This window comes from Paraglaciecola sp. MB-3u-78, assembly GCF_002835935.1.
Taxonomy (GTDB): Bacteria; Pseudomonadota; Gammaproteobacteria; order Enterobacterales; family Alteromonadaceae; genus Paraglaciecola.
Genome location: NZ_PJCF01000083.1, coordinates 1 through 213, shown reverse-complemented (window position 1 = coordinate 213; position 213 = coordinate 1). Strand labels below are relative to the sequence as shown.

Sequence of the window (213 nt, the reverse complement as noted above, 5' to 3'; positions counted from 1 at the left end):
TTGACGGGGCTTAGAAGTTGACGCAACTGCCTGGCCTCAAACGGATGAACAGGTGAATTAACGGTGGGCCAGCATTGAAATTTACCCTTAGATAAACGCTTGGTCATCAACCAAAATCCTGTGCCATCATAGGCGAGCGTGCGGATCATGGTTTTATTGCGATTAATAAACACAAATAAGATCCCGCAACGAGGCTCGTGCGTCAGCCTGCTA

General features: G+C 47.9%; 1 protein-coding gene. It reads right to left on the bottom strand.

The genetic code is table 11. The features are described 5' to 3' along the window. Positions 1-206, bottom strand: a 206-nt coding sequence (gene tnpB / locus CXF95_RS31600; RefSeq protein ID WP_369809349.1) for an IS66 family insertion sequence element accessory protein TnpB, incomplete at its 3' end; no start/stop codon positions are given. Positions 207-213: the final 7 nt, after the last annotated feature.